Origin of the sequence: Actinomadura sp. NPDC000929 (assembly GCF_040492065.1) — a bacterium.
Classification (GTDB): Bacteria; Actinomycetota; Actinomycetes; order Streptosporangiales; family Streptosporangiaceae; genus Spirillospora; species Spirillospora verrucosospora.
Genome location: NZ_JBEUPA010000190.1, coordinates 1 through 14,020, shown reverse-complemented (window position 1 = coordinate 14,020; position 14,020 = coordinate 1). Strand labels below are relative to the sequence as shown.

The window sequence follows — 14,020 nt, the reverse complement described above, 5'->3', positions numbered from 1 at the left end:
GCCCGGCGCCCGCGGACGGGCCGCGGTTCCGGCCGGTGCGGCGCAGCGTCCTCACCGGGCTCGCCGCCGCGGGCGCCACCGCCGGGCTGAAGGCCCTCGGCGTCTTCCCGCCCGCGCGCGAGGCGCTCGCCTCGGGTTTCCAGCTGGTCGGCTACTACGACATCTATCCGCGCTGTCCGTCGTACGCGGCCAACCACAACTGCTCCCCCGGCTGCGGGCCCAGCCTCGTGTGCAGCGTGTGCTGCCGGACGAGCGGGAAGTACAAGGGCTTCCACAAATCGGGAGTCTCGGATCCCGGCCGCTACAAGCTGCGCCCCAACCAGTGCTACGGCGGCGGCTACGACGGCTGGCTCTGGGCCTACGCCAAGAGCTGCGGCAGCTGCAAGAAGGGCGTCACCTGGCGCTGCCATGACGGCTGGAAGAAGTCCAAGAAGGGCAACTGGTACAAGACCATCTGCCGCAAGGCGATGGCGTGCAAGAACTGACCGCGGGGCGGATGCGGCGGGGCACGACCGATCCGCTCCTGCCCGTCGCCGCCCTCGCGCTCCTGTCGGTGGCGGCCGCCGCCCTGGACGCCGCCGTCCTGTGCTGGGCGTCGATCGGCGCGCTCGCCGGATTCTCGCTGTCGGGCAGCGTCTGAACGCGCAACAGCGAATCCGTGCTGTTCTCGCCAGGTTGGCGGGCCCCCGTACGGCAGGGCGAGGTCCTGGCCGTCTTCACCCTCGGGCTCCTGCTCGGAGGCACGCTCACCGCGACGGTGATCTGGCTGCTGTCCGGCCTCTCCGCACCGCTTCCGCCGGGCGTCCGCACCGCCGCGATCCTGGCCCTCGCCGCGCTGGGGGCCGCGCGCGAAGCCGGACTGGTCCGCGTCCCGCTCCCCCAGAACGCCCGCCAGATCCCCCAGGACGTGCTGCAGGCCCACCTCCGCAGGGGCGCCCTCCAGTTCGGCTTCGAACTCGGGACCGGCGTCCGCACCTACGTGTCCGCCACGGCCCCCTACGTCCTGGCCCTGGGCCTGCTCCTGATCCACGAAGACCCGCTCACGACCGTGCTGACCGGCACGGCCTTCGGCGCCGGGCGTGCGCTGAGCGCCCTCCTCACCTACCTGGCCCGCGACGAGGGCCGGGACGCCGCGATGGCCGTCCGCATGCCGCCCGTGAAGACCGCGGCGGCCCTCGCCTCGCTGTCCGCCCTCGCCCTCCTGCTGCTGTGACCGGAAGCCGGGCGATCGTCATCGCGCCGCCGTGGCAGACTGATCACATCTCGCCGCCGCGCACCGGAAAGAGGCTCGTCGTGCTCTGGTCACTGCTGGTCTTCGCGCTGCTGCGCGGGTTCGCGGTGGCCGAATGGGCCGGGTCGGCGCCGGGGCAGTCGGTGCTGGTCACGCTGGGCGCGCTGACCGTGGCCGGGCTCCTGGTGCTCGCGGCGGTGCGGGTCCGCGCGGCGCACCGGGGCCTGGGAGCGGCGCGGGCGCGGGTGCGGACGACCTTGCGGGACAGGACGCTGCGGACCGCCTTCCTGCCGCAGCGGGACCCGGACGCGGCGGGACGGCCCCGCCCGCGAGCGCCCGGAACGGGGATCGCGGCCGCCTGAGCGCGGCCGGAACGCCACCGATCCCCTCGTTCCGGAAGGTTCTTCTCTCATGTTCGACATTCCCGTCTCCATCGCCGCCTCCCTCGTGGGCGGTCTCGCGGACGCCCTCGACCCGGTGGCAGGCGGCCTGGCCACCGCGCTGGCGATCGTCCTGTTCACCGCCGGGGTGCGGCTGGCGCTCGTCCCGCTGGCGGTCTCGGCCGCCAGGGGCGAGCGGGCGCGCACCCGGCTCCTGCCCAAGGTCCAGGCGCTCCAGAAGAAGCACGCGAAGGACCCGCGGCGGCTCCAGCGGGAGATGGCCGCGCTGTACGAGGCGGAGGGCGCCACACCGGTGGCCGGATGCCTGCCGATGGTCGCGCAGATCCCGTTCTTCATGGTCATGTACCGCCTGTTCGTGTCCGCGACGGTCGCCGGGCACCAGAACCTGCTGCTCGCGCACACGCTGCTCGCGGCGCCGCTCGGGCAGAACTGGATCGGCGTCCTCGGCGGCGGCCTCCTCGCGCCGCCCTCGCTCGTCTTCCTCGGCCTGTTCGCGCTGCTCGCGGTCGTCGCGGTGGTGACGTCGCGGCGGGTCACCGCCGAGGGGCCGATGGGCGCCGTCGCGCGGCTGGCGCCGTTCGGGACGGTCGCCGTGGCGGCGTTCCTGCCGCTGGCGGCGGGGCTGTACCTGCTGACGTCCGGGGCGTGGACGGCCGCGGAGCGGGCCGTCCTGCACCGCCGGACCCCGGCGGCGGCCTGATCGGCCTTGACGGGGGTCCGGAAGGCTGGGTTCGATGGCAACCGAACGGCGTTCTGACTACCGAGGACGGTGCGCGGTGACGACGACGGCACGGGCGACGCAGGACGACCTGTCCGATCTGGCCTTCTGGACCCTCCCCCCGGACCGGCGGGCGGCGGCGTTCGCGCGGCTGCGCGAGCGCGAGCGCCCGGCGTTCTTCCCCGAGCTCAAGCTGCCGTTCATCCGGACCGGACCGGGCTACTACGCCCTCACCCGGCACGCGGACGTGGTGGAGGCCAGCCGGACGCCGGAGGTGTTCAGCAGCGAGCCGTGCTCGAACAGCATCGCCGACCTGCCCCGGTACATGGCCCGCTACTTCGGCTCGATGATCAACATGGACGACCCGCGGCACGCCAAGATCCGCAGGATCGTGTCGCGGGCGTTCACCCCGCGCGTCCTCGCCAAGCTGGAGACCGACCTGCAGGCGACCGCGACGCGGATCGTCGACGACCTGGAGCGCAAGGGGTCGGCCGACTTCGTCACCGACGTCGCGGCGCGGCTGCCCGTGCAGGTCATCTGCGACATGATGGGCATCCCCGAGCAGGTGCGCCCGATGGTGTACGACCGGACGAACACCATCCTCGGGCTCGGCGACCCGGAGTACACCGGCGGCCGGGACGTGACCCGCGAGGGCATCACCCGGATCGGCGTCCTGTACGGGCTGCTCATGGCGATGTCCGCCGGGTACGAGCTGAACCACCTGGCGATGAAGCTCGCCCGCAGGCGCCGCCGGCACCCCGGCGACGACCTCGTGTCGCGGCTGGTCTCGGCCAACGTGGACGGCGAGTCGCTCACCGACCAGGAGATCGGCTCGTTCTTCATCCTGCTCGTCGTGGCCGGCAACGAGACGACCCGCAACGCGATGACGCACGGGCTGAAGCTGTTCACCGACAACCCCGAGCAGCGGGCGCTGCTGATGGAGGACTTCGACGCCCGCATCCCCGGGGCGGTCGAGGAGATCGTCCGGATGGCGACGCCGGTCATCCAGTTCCGCCGGACCGTCACCCGCGACCACGAGATGAACGGCCAGCGGTACCGGGCGGGCGACAAGGTCCTGCTGTTCTACAACTCCGCGAACCGCGACGCGGAGGTGTTCACGGACCCGGACGTCTTCGACATCACCCGCTCCCCCAACCCCCACGTCGGGTTCGGCGGCCCCGGCCCGCACTTCTGCCTGGGCGCGAACCTGGCCCGGCAGGAGATCACGGTGATGTTCCGGGAGCTGTTCACCCGCGTCCCGGGCATCCGGGCGAGCGGGGAGCCCCAGATGCTCTACTCCAACTTCATCAACGGCATCAAGCACCTGCCCTGCACACTGTGAGCGGCCCTGTCAGCGGCCCTGTGAGCGACATGGCTCAGGACGCCCGGCCGCCCGCGGCCCGCGCCGCGGGCGACGAGGCGAGGTAGTCGAGCGCCCGCTGCGTCGAGCACGCGCGGGACGGGTGGTAGTCGCGCCGCAGGTAGGCGCGCCCCGCGGAGATCATGAACCGGTTGCTGGGGAACAGCCCGCGCCGCACCGCCCGCCGGTAGTCGCGGATCCGCGGGCGGACGCCCTTCAGCGTCGGATCGGCCCGGCACAGGAACACCGCCCCGGCGTACACCATCAGCGGCAGCGCGAGGACGCCGAGGAAGAACGCGATGAACCGCATCCAGTACCGCCCGGCCACGTGCTGGTAGACGTCGAACGCGACGGACCGGTGCTCGACCTCCTCGGCGCCGTGCCAGCGCAGCAGGTCCATCATCGTCGGATCGGCGCCGGCCTCGTCCAGCTCGCGGGCGTCCAGGATCCACTGCCCGAGCACCGCCGTGTAGTGCTCGATGCCCGCGATGACGCCGATCCGCACGAACAGCCAGCGCTTGCGGGGCAGGAACGGGATCCAGCACCGGTCGCCGAGGATCCGCCGGAACACCCACTCGATCCGGTCGGTGAGCGGGCGCGGATCGAGGCCCTGCTCCCGCATCTGCCGGTCCAGGACGCCCTGGTGGGAGTAGGCGTGCACGGCCTCCTGGCCCATGAAGCCCTTGACCTCGCGGTAGAGGCGCTCGTCGTCGCGGACGAGCGGGAGCGCCTCCTTGTAGACGTGCACGAACCACCGCTCGCCCGCGGGCAGCAGCAGGTGCAGGACGTTGATGAAGTGCGTGGCGACCGGCTCGCCCGGGATCCAGTGCAGCGGCGTGTCCTCCCAGTCGAACCGCACCCGGCGCGGGGCGATCACGGGGTGCCGCTCGTCGATCTCGCTCATCCCGTGTCCCTCCCGCGCCGCGCGGACCGTTCGTTCCGTCCCGCGCGGCGGCATCCAATTAGACTGCCGATCTAATATGTGGAGTGCGCCGGATCCGCGTCAAGGCCCGGCCGGGGTGATCTACGTCGCGGGGGCCAGCACGACGTCGACGGTGAGCGCGGCGGGGGCGTCCTCCAGGGTCAGGTCGGCGATCCGCCCGGCCGCGGCCAGGTCGGGACGCGCGATCCGCGTCACCTGCGAGCCGCGCACGACCGCGCGGGAGACGTCGGCGCGCATCGACGCCCTGGCCTTCGACTTGGCCTTGCGGACCTGCCGGAGCGCCTCGCCCGTGGCCGCGAGGACGGCGGGGTCGCCGCCCGGCGGCAGCTCGGCGGCGGACGGCCACGGGGCCGTGTGCACCGACCCGCGCCGCCACCACGACCAGACCTCCTCGGTCACGAACGGCAGGACGGGCGCGAACAGGCGCAGCAGCACCGACAGCGCGGTGCGCAGCGCCGCCCGCGCGGACAGCGCCTGCGGCCCGTCCCCGTAAGCGCGGGCCTTGACCAGCTCCAGGTAGTCGTCGCAGAACTCCCAGAAGAACCGCTCGGTGCGCTCAAGAGCGCGCGCGTAGTCGTAGCCCTCGAACGCCTCCGTCGCCTCCTCGACGACCCCGGCCAGCGCCGCCAGCATCGCCTTGTCCAGCGGCTCGGTGACCGGCGCGTCCGGGGCCGCCTCGCCGAGCCCGAGCACGAACTTCGACGCGTTGAGGATCTTGATGGCGAGGCGGCGGCCGACCTTGATCTGGCCGGTGTCGAACGCGGTGTCGGTGCCGGGGCGCCCGCTCGCCGCCCAGTACCGGACGGCATCGGAGCCGTACTCGCGCAGCAGGTCGATCGGCGTGACGACGTTCCCCTTGGACTTCGACATCTTCTTGCGGTCGGGGTCGAGGATCCACCCGGACAGGGCCGTGCCCTTCCAGGGCAGCGAGCCGTGCTCCAGGTGCGAGCGCACGACCGTGGAGAACAGCCACGTCCGGATGATGTCGTGCGCCTGCGGCCGCAGGTCGTAGGGGAAGACCCGGGCGAACAGGTCGCCGTCGCGCTCCCAGCCGCCCGCGATCTGCGGGGTCAGCGACGAGGTGGCCCAGGTGTCCATCACGTCGGGGTCGCCGGCGAAACCGCCCGGCCGGCCGCGCTGGTCCTCGGTGAACCCCGGCGGGACGTCGGACGAGGGGTCGACCGGCAGCGCGTCCTCGGCCGGCACGATCGGGTCGTCGTACACCGGCTCGCCGGACTCGTCCAGCCGGTACCAGACGGGGATCGGCACGCCGAAGAACCGCTGCCGCGAGATCAGCCAGTCGCCGTTCAGGCCCTCGACCCAGTTCTCGTAGCGGGCCCGCATGTAGCCCGGATGCCACTCCAGCTCACGCCCGCGGGCGAGCAGCTCCGCGCGGACGCCCTCGTCGCGGCCGCCGTTGCGGATGTACCACTGCCGGGTGGTGACGATCTCCAGGGGCTTGCTGCCCTTCTCGTAGAACTTCACCGGCCGGGTGATCTTGCGGGGCTCGCCGTCCAGGTCGCCGGACTCGCGCAGCAGCTCGACGACGCGCTCCTTGGCCGAGAACACCGTCTTGCCCGCCAGCTCGTCGTACGGCCGGGCGGGGACGCCCTGCGGCGGGTCGGCGGCGAGCCGCCCGTCCCAGTCGATGATCGCGCGGGTCGGCAGGTCCAGCTCGCGCCACCAGGTGACGTCCGTGACGTCGCCGAACGTGCAGATCATCGCGATGCCGGAGCCCTTGCCGGGGTCGGCCAGCCGGTGCGCGACGACCGGGACGTCGACGCCGAACAGCGGCGTGCGCACGGTCGTCCCGACCAGCTCCTGGTACCGCTCGTCGTCCGGGTGCGCGACCAGCGCGACGCAGGCGGGAAGCAGCTCCGGCCGCGTCGTCTCGATGTAGACGGGGCGCTGGTCGCCGTGGAACCGGATCCGGTAGAACGCGCCGGGGTGCTCACGGTCCTCGAGCTCGGCCTGCGCGACGGCGGTGCGGAACGTGACGTCCCACAGCGTCGGCGCCTCGGAGACGTACGCCTCGCCGCGGGCGAGGTTGCGCAGGAACGCGCGCTGGGAAGCCGTCCGGGCGGTGGCGCCGATGGTGGTGTAGAGGTGGCTCCAGTCGACCGACAGGCCGACGCGGCGCCACATCTCCTCGAAGGCCTTCTCGTCGACCTCGGTGAGGCGCTCGCACAGCTCGATGAAATTGCGCCGCGAGACCGGCTGCTGGCGTTTCGGGTCGGGCTTGGCGGGAGGCTCGAAGTCGGGGTCGTAGGGAAGGGACGGATCGCATCGGACGCCGAAATGGTTCTGCACGCGGCGCTCGGTCGGAAGGCCGTTATCGTCCCAGCCCATCGGGTAGAAGACCGCCCGACCGCGCATGCGGTGGTACCGGGCGACGGTGTCGGTGTGGGTGTAGGAGAAGACGTGGCCGACGTGGAGGGATCCGCTCACGGTGGGCGGCGGGGTGTCGATCGAGTAGACCTCGCCGCGCGGCCGGGTGCGGTCGAAGCGGTGGACTCCCTCGTCCTCCCAGACGCGTGCCCATCTGTCCTCCAGGCCGTCCAGGGATGGCTTCGGAGGGACGTGCGGAGTACGCGGCTGCTCTGTCATGGGGCCAATCGTATTGACATCGGCCCGGGTCGCATGCCGATTACCGGCGCCGACGCGGTGATCGCCTTCCCCTCCGGGGGCGGGCCGTTCCGGTAGCGTCGGAGACGACAGGACGAGAGAGGACCAACATGGCGGACAAGGGCGACATCGGCTGGCGGGTGATGGCCGGAGCGGCCGCATTCGCGGGCGGCTTCGTCGCGAAGAAAGTCATCACGCTGGCCTGGAAGAAGAGCACCGGCAAGGAGCCCCCGACCAACCCCGAGTCCCCCGACGTGGCGCTGGCCGAGGCGATCGGGTGGGCCGTGGTGATGGGCGTCGGCATGGAGGTCGCGCGGCTGCTCGCCACCCGGGCCGCCGCCCACCAGTGGGCCAAGGGCACCGGCCAGCTCCCGCAGAACCTCAAGGCCGACGTCTAGGACGTCCCGCGCCGGGGGCCCGCCCCCGGCCGGAGGCCATGCGCGTCGTGGCCGGCTCCTCCGCTGATCGGAGGGACCGGCCACGACGCGTTCTCGCTGGTCCGGGTCGCCTGAAAGCTCAGGCGCCCCGGGATGTTCAGGCGCACGGAGACGGGCGCGCCACGAGTGACGCGCCGCCTCCTCGACACTCGCGCGTGCCGCCAGGGGGTGGGCGGCCGGCTAGGAGTCCAGGCGACGGGGCTGGTCGCCGGGGAGCGGGGGCAGGGAGCCGGCGATCTCCCGCAGGTCGTTGCGGACCTTGAGGGCCAGCCCCTTGGTCGCGGAGCGGTTGAGAGCGGCGCCGGCCGCGGCGCCGGTGAGCAGGGGGCCCATGGTGGACAGGCTCCGGCCGAAGACGCGGAGCATGCGCCGGCGCAGCGCGCTCTTGGCGGCCGTGCCGAGGGCGCTGGTGAGGGTGCCGCCCTCCAGGGGGTTGATGCCGCGCTGCCGGGCCCAGGACGTCACGAACGCGGCACCGCGCGCGGTGCCGGATCCCTGGACGCTGACGCCGTACACCTCGTGCAACTCGGCGATCATCTTCACCTCGATCGCCGCGACGACGAGCGTCTCGGCGGCGAGCTGGGCGGGCGCGGTCAGCAGCAGCGGCGGGGCGGCGAACTCCACCGCGGCCAGCGCGCCTCCGGCGGCGCCGACGGCGGTCGTGGCGTTGCCCGCCGCCTTGACGATCCGGTCGGCGAGCTCCTCGCCCATCAGCCCGTGGTGGTGGGCCTGCAGGGTCTCCAGATCGCGGATCGGGATGTGCGGCGCCGCCGCGAGCAGCAGGTCGGCGAGCCACCTGCCGCGCGCGACACCCGCGGCCCCCACCTTCCGGGCGCTCTGGCCGAGCAGTCTGGCCAGTCGCCCGAGCAGGCGGCCGCGGGTCTCGCGGTCCATGTCCTCGTCGGAGGCGAGCCGGCCGATCAGCTCGCCCAGCTCCGTGGAGCCGTCGCCGCGCGCCGGCTCCACCTCGCCACCACGCGGTTCGATCTCTCCCGTCACCCGGCCTCTCCCGTCACGCGCCCTCGTCCCGTCACCCCGTGTCCGCCGCCGGTCAGGCGGCGCACTCGCGGCAGACCGGCTGGCCGTTCTTCTCGGTGGCCAGCTGGCTGCGGTGGTGGACCAGGAAGCAGCGCGTGCAGGTGAACTCGTCGGCCTGCCGAGGCACCACCCGGAAGGTGAGCTCCTCGTTCGACAGATCGGCGCCCGGCAGCTCGGCGACCTCGCCGGCGTCCAGGTCCTCGTCGATGATGCTCGCCGCCTTGTCGGCACGGCGTGCCTGGAGCTCCTGGAGGCTGTCCTCGCTCAGGTCGTCGTCTGTCTTGCGTGGGCTGTCGTAGTCGGTCGCCATCTTCTGTCTCCATCCCCCTCAGTGCTTTATGCGCCCCGTCGCGCGGATCTAACGCTCGGGGGGCCGTTCTTGTGCCCGATCCGGGCGGGAAATTCTGTCACGGTTGGTGACCTGCGACACACGAGGCGCGACCGTTCCCACGAGTGACACCCATCACCCGACTCTTCCCTCGCACTGTGTCATCCATCACATACCCGGCGGGAGACACGGCCCCGTTCCGGGGGCCGCGGCGCCTGCCGGGGTTCCCGCGGCGGCGGGATCATATCGGTCCCGGAGGCGTTGTGCGCACCGGCCGCCCCGGTGCGCCGGGACGGCCGTACCCGGCAGGCGGAACACCGAACCGGATACATCAGTGAAACGTCAGAACTAACGCGATATCGTGCCCGCCTGAGGTTGGGGGCGGATCCCCTGCGGGGGTCAGCCCGGCGATCGCCGGCACGGGGCCCCGCGAGCGGGTCCGGCGCACAATGTCGCGGACATCACTGCGGGTCACGGGAGGGTCAGATGCCGGATGCCGCTCCGCTGGAGCCGGGCGATCCTAGGGCACTCGGACGGTACGAGGTCATCGGACGGTTGGGCGCCGGAGGCCAGGGCGCCGTCTATTTGGGCAAGGCGCCGAACGGCGAGTACGTCGCCGTCAAACTGCTGCACGCGCAGATGGCCAACGATCCGGCCGCACGCGCACGGTTCACCCGCGAGGTCGCGGCGGCGCAGAAGGTCGAGCCCTTCTGCACGGCCCGGGTCCTGGAGGCCGACGTCCAGGGCGACCAGCCCTACGTCGTCAGCGAGTTCATCGACGGGCCCTCCCTGCACGACGTCGTCGCGCACGACGGCCCGCGCGGCGCGGCGGAGCTGGAGCGGCTCGCGATCGGCACGGTGACCGCGCTCGCGGCCATCCACGAGGCCGGGATCGTGCACCGCGACTTCAAGCCGAACAACGTCATGCTGGCCTCCGACGGCCCGCGCGTCGTCGACTTCGGCATCGCGCGGACGGTCAACTCGCAGGAGAGCGCCGTCACCGCGACCGGCATGGTGGTGGGCACGCCCGGCTACCTGGCGCCCGAGCAGCTCACCGGCGCGCCGCTCACCCCGGCGGTGGACATCTTCGCCTGGGCCGCGACCATGGTGTTCGCCGGCACCGGGCAGTCGCCGTTCGAGGCCGACACGCTGCCGGTCATCATCAACCGGATCCTCAACGAGGAGCCGGACCTGTCGGCGCTGCCCGCGGGGCCGCTGCGCGACATGATCGGGCGCTGCCTGTCCAAGGACGCGGGCCTGCGCCCCCCGGCGGCGCAGCTGCTGCTGAACCTGCTCGGCCATGTCGGCGCCGCGCCCGCGAACCAGGGCGGCGGCCAGGAGGACCTGCTCAACCAGGGCACCCGGATCGCCTCGCAGCTTCCGCCGCCGCCCCCGGTGCCCCCGGCGCCGCGGCCCCAGCCGCAGCAGCAGCCGATCACCCCGCCGCCGATGCCGCTGCACCAGGGCGGAATGCCCGGCCCCGCCGGGCATCCGCAGCAGCCGATCACGCCGCCGCCGATGCCGATGTACCAGGGCGGGGCGATGCCGCCCCCGCCGCAGACGCAGCCCCGGATGCCGATGCCGCCCGGCCCGCCGCAGTACGGGCAGCCGCCGAAGCGGTCCAGCTCCGCCGGGCCGATCATCGCGATCGGGTGCGGCGCGCTCGCGCTGATCGTGATCCTGGTGGTCGTGGTGCTCGCCGTCATCGGCGCCAACAGCGACGACGACCCGCCGACGCCGACCTACTCGCCGCCGAACACCTACACGCCGACCGACAGCCCGACCGGCAGCACCACCGGGGGCCTGCTCGGCAACTGGACCGGCAACGGGTACCAGCCGGGCGCCGAATCCGGCCACACCTCCTTCAACGTCAAGTTCTCGCTGCTGTACTCCAGCGGCGTCGCGACGTACACCTATCCGTCCGGTGCCCAGGACACCTGCTACACCCGGCTCTCGCTGCTGTCCGGCGACGAGAACAGCGCCAGGGTCCAGTACCGGGAGACGCCGATGGCGGGGATGGACCCGAAGGAGTGCGCCTCCGGGTACGTCACGTTCGTCCCGTCCTCCGGCGGCACCACGATGCGGTGGGAGTGGCGCCAGCTCCAGTCCGAGACGACCGCGACCGCGTACGGGACCGTGTCCAAGTAATGACCGAGGTCGCCCCCCTCCGCAAGGGCGATCCCTCCCGCCTCGGCGCGTACCGGCTGACCGGTCTGCTCGGCGAGGGCGGGCAGGGCGCCGTCTACCTCGGGGAGGACGAGCCGGGCCACCGGGTCGCCGTGAAGCTGCTGCACGCGCGCTTCAGCGGCGACCCGAAGGCCCGCTCCCGGTTCGCGGCCGAGGTCGCGGTCGCCAAGCGGGTGTCGGCGTTCTGCACGGCCCGCGTCCTGGACTCCGACGTCGAGGGCGACCGCCCCTACATCGTCAGCGAGTACATCGACGGGCCGGCGCTGTCGCGGGTGCTGGCGCAGGACGGCCCGCGGCGCGGCGCCGACCTGGACCGGCTGGCGATCGGGACGATGACGGCGCTCGCCGCGATCCACCAGGCGGGGGTCGTGCACCGCGACTTCAAGCCCGCCAACGTGCTGCTCGCGCCGGACGGCCCGCGCGTGATCGACTTCGGGATCGCGCGGGCGCTGGACGCCACCGGCACCATGTCGAGCACGGCGGTCGGCACCCCCGCCTACATGGCGCCGGAGCAGATCTCCGGAGCCATGGTCGGGCCCGCCGCCGACGTGTTCGCCTGGGGCGCCACGATGACGTACGCGGCGAACGGGCGGCCGGCGTTCGGGCAGGACTCGATCCCCGCGGTGATGCACCGCATCCTGAACCTGCCGCCCGACCTCGGCGACCTTCCCGATCCGCTGCGCGGCATCGTGGCGAACTGCCTCAGCAAGGACCCGGCGCTGCGTCCCGCCTCCCAGCAGGTCCTGGCGCACCTGCTGGCGCTCGCGGGCAGCCTCCCGCAGCCGGCGGGCGCGCAGCAGCCCGACGCCCCGGGCCCCGCCCAGGACGCCCTGATGCTCACCCAGGGCGCCCAGACGGCGGCCACCGAGTCCGCACGGCTGCGGACGCAGACGCCGGCGCCCTTCCAGGCCGCCCCGCCGGTGCCGCACCCTTCGGTGCCGCACACGCCGCCGCACGCGCCGCCGCCCCTGCCCGGCGCGGGGTGGCCGTCACCGGCCCCGCCGCCCAACGGGAACACGCCCGCCACATGGCCGTCCGTCTCCTCTCAAGGGGTCGACTTCACGAAGCCGTCCGGAGGGAGGAAGGGTCCCCACATCGGCGTTCTCGCCGGAGCGGGAGGCGCCGTGCTGGCCGTGCTGGTTCTCGCCGCCGCCGTGGCCTGGGTCCAGTTCCGCGGAGACGGCGACCAGGGCACGACGGCCACCGGCGGACGGGTCGGCGGGACGCTGCCCGTCGCGATGCCGACGCCGACCGCCACCGACGGCGGGTTCGACCCCTCCCGCGCCCTCAGCGGCACCGAGCGGTTCCTCAGCAAGCAGCTGTTCACCGGCCTGACCGAGGTCGGCGCCGACGGCGCCGCCCGCAACCGGCTCGCGACGGCGATCAGGCCGGACGCCGAATGCCGCAGGTGGACCATCACGCTCAGGAACGGGACGAGCTTCAGCAACGGCGAGACCGTCGACGCGCAGGCGTTCGCCCGCGGCTGGGCGCGCAGCGCCGCGGACAAGACCGGTCCCGCGTCCTACCTGATGACCGACATCGAGGGGTACTCCTCCGTGTCCGACGGCGGGACCGGTTCGCTGTCCGGGGTCAAGGTCGTGTCGGGCACCTCGCTCGAAGTCGCGCTCACCTCTCCCAACTGCGATTTCGCGGACCGGCTGTCAGAACCGGCGTTCATGCCCGTCCCCGAGGAGGCGGGCAAGGTCGACAACGCGGCGTTCAACACCCGCCCCGTCGGCAACGGCCCGTTCAAGCTGCGGGACTACACCAAGGGCGCGTCGGTCTCGCTCGTCCGCAACGACCGCTGGGCGTTCGGCAAGACCAAGCTGGACGGCGTCACGGTGATGCTGACCGACGACTCCGCCAAGGGGCGCACCGCCTACACGGCCGGGCAGACCGACTGGTACGCGGTGGGCACCGAGGATCTGGCCTCGACCCCGAGAACGGGCCTGGTCGCCCGTCCCGCGCCGTTCACCCGGATGCTCGTCCCGATCACCGCCCAGGGCCCGATGAAGTCGAGGGAGGCCCGGCAGGCCGTCTCCTACGCGCTCGACCGGAGCAAGCTCAGCCTGGCGCTCGGCGGTTTTCCCAAGCCCGCCTACGGCATCGTCCCGGCGCCGATTCCCGGGTTCGGCCGGCGCGGCGTCTGCCCGTCCTGCGACGGAACGGATTTCGAGAAGGCGAAGATGCTGGCCGCGCAGGCCGGGCTGACCAGCGGCACGACCGTTCGGCTGTACTACCGCCAGTCGCCCGTCGACCAGCGGTTGGCGGCGGTCGTGAGCTCGCAGCTGAAGTCGGTGCTGGGCGTGCAGGTCGAGATGAAGTCCTACCCCGTCGCCGAGTTCACGAAGTACCGGGACGACGTCATGTCCAAGGACGCGTCCGGGCTGGCCTTCCTGCCGTACGGGCCCGACTACCCGGGCGCCTACACGATGCTGTGGCCGCTGCTCGGCGGCGGCGAGACGAGCGACACGGGCTTCTACAACCTGGGCAAGTGGAGGAACGCCACCTTCGACGGGACGATCTCCAGGGCGCTCAGGACGCCGACGCCGGCGGACCGGACCGGCCTGTTCAAGCAGGCCGAGAAGGTGGCGCTGGACGACATGGCCCTCATCCCGCTGCTGAACGACGTCCGGGTCGCCATGGTCCGGCCCGGCAAGTACGTCGGGCTGGAGCCGGACTACGACGGCGACCCCACCGCGGCGGCCGCCGCGCTCAAGTAGCAGCGGCGGCCGCCGCGCTCAGGTCGCGG

At 72.8% G+C, this 14,020-nt stretch carries 13 protein-coding genes; 9 read left to right on the top strand and 4 right to left on the bottom strand.

The genetic code is table 11. The annotated features are described in order from the left end of the window. The 6 genes from ABWI04_RS38155 to ABWI04_RS38130 all read left to right on the top strand — a co-directional run. The coding region (locus ABWI04_RS38155) for a hypothetical protein (RefSeq protein ID WP_353835418.1) at positions 1-485 on the top strand (485 nt) is incomplete at its 5' end. Beyond that, positions 473-640, top strand: coding sequence for a hypothetical protein (locus ABWI04_RS38150; RefSeq protein WP_345178480.1), 168 nt, complete (start codon positions 473-475; stop codon positions 638-640). The genes ABWI04_RS38155 and ABWI04_RS38150, both read left to right, overlap by 13 nt. Before the next feature lie 18 nt (positions 641-658). Further along, a complete protein-coding gene (locus tag ABWI04_RS38145) occupies positions 659-1,213 on the top strand; it encodes a hypothetical protein (RefSeq protein ID WP_345178481.1) in 555 nt (184 codons plus the stop codon). Next, positions 1,210-1,593 carry a DUF6412 domain-containing protein gene (locus ABWI04_RS38140; protein WP_345178482.1) on the top strand — a complete coding sequence of 128 codons (384 nt, stop codon included), beginning with the start codon at positions 1,210-1,212 and terminating at the stop codon, positions 1,591-1,593. Before ABWI04_RS38145 ends, ABWI04_RS38140 begins: the two co-directional genes overlap by 4 nt. A 49-nt stretch (positions 1,594-1,642) precedes the next feature. Next, positions 1,643-2,332 (top strand): YidC/Oxa1 family membrane protein insertase, encoded by a 690-nt coding sequence (locus ABWI04_RS38135; RefSeq protein WP_353835417.1) that lies wholly within the window; start codon positions 1,643-1,645, stop codon positions 2,330-2,332. Positions 2,333-2,366: 34 nt separating this feature from the next. Beyond that, the gene (locus ABWI04_RS38130; RefSeq protein ID WP_449718779.1) at positions 2,367-3,692 is read left to right on the top strand and encodes a cytochrome P450; all 1,326 of its coding nucleotides are present in this window, start codon (positions 2,367-2,369) and stop codon (positions 3,690-3,692) included. A 34-nt stretch (positions 3,693-3,726) separates the two neighbouring features. Here the strand turns inward: ABWI04_RS38130 and ABWI04_RS38125 are convergent, their stop codons facing one another. After that, positions 3,727-4,614 carry a metal-dependent hydrolase gene (locus tag ABWI04_RS38125; RefSeq protein WP_353835414.1) on the bottom strand — a complete coding sequence of 296 codons (888 nt, stop codon included), beginning with the start codon at positions 4,612-4,614 and terminating at the stop codon, positions 3,727-3,729. A gap of 120 nt (positions 4,615-4,734) precedes the next feature. Next, a complete protein-coding gene (gene valS, locus ABWI04_RS38120; RefSeq protein ID WP_353835413.1) occupies positions 4,735-7,260 on the bottom strand; it encodes a valine--tRNA ligase in 2,526 nt (841 codons plus the stop codon). Positions 7,261-7,388: 128 nt separating this feature from the next. Between valS and ABWI04_RS38115 the strand changes: the two genes are divergently transcribed. Further along, positions 7,389-7,676 carry a DUF4235 domain-containing protein gene (locus tag ABWI04_RS38115; RefSeq protein WP_179836389.1) on the top strand — a complete coding sequence of 96 codons (288 nt, stop codon included), beginning with the start codon at positions 7,389-7,391 and terminating at the stop codon, positions 7,674-7,676. Positions 7,677-7,895: 219 nt separating this feature from the next. Here the strand turns inward: ABWI04_RS38115 and ABWI04_RS38110 are convergent, their stop codons facing one another. After that, the gene (locus ABWI04_RS38110; protein WP_345178492.1) at positions 7,896-8,714 is read right to left on the bottom strand and encodes a hypothetical protein; all 819 of its coding nucleotides are present in this window, start codon (positions 8,712-8,714) and stop codon (positions 7,896-7,898) included. Between the two features lie 52 nt (positions 8,715-8,766). Continuing rightward, complete coding sequence (locus ABWI04_RS38105) at positions 8,767-9,063, bottom strand: DUF4193 domain-containing protein (protein WP_117404125.1); 297 nt, start codon at positions 9,061-9,063, stop codon at positions 8,767-8,769. Between the two features lie 504 nt (positions 9,064-9,567). Between ABWI04_RS38105 and ABWI04_RS38100 the strand changes: the two genes are divergently transcribed. After that, positions 9,568-11,229, top strand: coding sequence for a serine/threonine protein kinase (locus tag ABWI04_RS38100; protein WP_345178493.1), 1,662 nt, complete (start codon positions 9,568-9,570; stop codon positions 11,227-11,229). After that, positions 11,229-13,991 (top strand): ABC transporter substrate-binding protein, encoded by a 2,763-nt coding sequence (locus ABWI04_RS38095; protein ID WP_353835412.1) that lies wholly within the window; start codon positions 11,229-11,231, stop codon positions 13,989-13,991. The genes ABWI04_RS38100 and ABWI04_RS38095 overlap by 1 nt, the downstream gene beginning before the upstream one ends. The last annotated feature ends 29 nt before the right edge of the window (positions 13,992-14,020 follow it).

What these genes read in the sequence shown, in the direction of transcription:
- ABWI04_RS38135 (WP_353835417.1), top strand. Translation starts at nt 1,643, where the DNA reads ATGTTCGACATTCCCGTCTCCATCGCCGCCTCCCTCGTGGGCGGTCTC.
- ABWI04_RS38095 (WP_353835412.1), top strand. Translation starts at nt 11,229, where the DNA reads ATGACCGAGGTCGCCCCCCTCCGCAAGGGCGATCCCTCCCGCCTCGGC.
- valS (WP_353835413.1), bottom strand. Translation starts at nt 7,260, where the DNA reads ATGACAGAGCAGCCGCGTACTCCGCACGTCCCTCCGAAGCCATCCCTG.
- ABWI04_RS38125 (WP_353835414.1), bottom strand. Translation starts at nt 4,614, where the DNA reads ATGAGCGAGATCGACGAGCGGCACCCCGTGATCGCCCCGCGCCGGGTG.
- ABWI04_RS38115 (WP_179836389.1), top strand. Translation starts at nt 7,389, where the DNA reads ATGGCGGACAAGGGCGACATCGGCTGGCGGGTGATGGCCGGAGCGGCC.
- ABWI04_RS38130 (WP_449718779.1), top strand. Translation starts at nt 2,367, where the DNA reads ATGGCAACCGAACGGCGTTCTGACTACCGAGGACGGTGCGCGGTGACG.
- ABWI04_RS38105 (WP_117404125.1), bottom strand. Translation starts at nt 9,063, where the DNA reads ATGGCGACCGACTACGACAGCCCACGCAAGACAGACGACGACCTGAGC.
- ABWI04_RS38100 (WP_345178493.1), top strand. Translation starts at nt 9,568, where the DNA reads ATGCCGGATGCCGCTCCGCTGGAGCCGGGCGATCCTAGGGCACTCGGA.